The organism is Streptomyces sp. OZ13 (genome assembly GCF_052068155.1).
GTDB lineage: Bacteria > Actinomycetota > Actinomycetes > Streptomycetales > Streptomycetaceae > Streptomyces.
The window spans coordinates 1-998 of record NZ_JBQHCZ010000050.1 but is presented as its reverse complement, the minus strand read 5'-3'; the positions used below and the strand labels follow the sequence as shown (position 1 = coordinate 998).

The following is a 998-nucleotide window of genomic DNA, read 5'->3' as shown; positions in this document are numbered from 1 at the left end:
GAGCTGACGCTCCTGGAGGCGCTGGTCGTTCCGCAGGAGGGTGAGCTGCGGCTTCAGGTGACGGTGGGCGCGCCCGGTCCGGATGGTCGTCGTCCGGTGGCGCTCTACAGCCGGCGCGGTGAGGACAGCGAGTGGGTCCGGCATGCGTCCGGCGTGCTGAGCGAGGCACCGGCCGCCGCAGCCGACGGGTTCGAGGTGTTGGCGCAGTGGCCGGTGACGGGTGCGCAGCGGGTGGACCTGGACGGCTTCTACGAGCGGTTCGCGGAGCAGGGCATTGCCTACGGCCCCGCGTTCCAGGGCTTGAGCGAACTGTGGCGCGACGGCGACACCGCCTATGGGCTGGTGCGGCTGCCCGAGGGCGTCTCGACCGACGGCTACGGCATCCACCCCGCACTACTCGACACCGCCCTGCATGTGCTCAAGGCCGCCATGGCGGAGCAGAGCACCGAAGACAGCGTGCTGCTGCCGTTCGAGTGGACCGGGGTGAGCCTCGAGGCGGTGGCGGGCTCCGTGCTGCGGGTCCGTGCCGAGCTGGACAGTGAGAGCTCGGCGGCCCGGATCCGGGTGACCGACGAAACCGGTGTTCCGATTGCGGCGGTCGAAGGGCTGCTGCTGCGGGATGCAACGGCGGAGCAGATCCGCGCCGCCGCGTCGGTGTCCGTGGACCACCTGTACCGGGTGGACTTCCAGCCGGTCACGGCCGGCTCTCAGGCACAGGACGCCGAGCGGCTGGTGATCGACGCGCGGAACTGGTCGGGTTCGGTGACGGAGGTCGCCGGGCGTGGACTGGCCGAACTCCAGCAGGCGTTGGCCGATGAGGCCGTGTCCGAGATCGTGTTGGTGACCTGTGGCGCGGTCGGTGAGGACGCCACGGACGTGGGCCAGGCGTCGTTGTGGGGTCTGGTGCGGTCGGCGCGCAGTGAGCACCCGGAGCGGGTGATCCGCCTGATCGACACCGACACCCAGGACCTGACATCGGCCCTGCGAGTGGCGGACGA

At 70.9% G+C, this 998-nt stretch carries 1 protein-coding gene; it reads left to right on the top strand.

The window, feature by feature from the left end; genetic code table 11:
• On the top strand, window positions 1-998 hold a 998-nt coding region (locus ACTMTU_RS36025), incomplete at both ends, for a polyketide synthase dehydratase domain-containing protein (protein WP_441267642.1).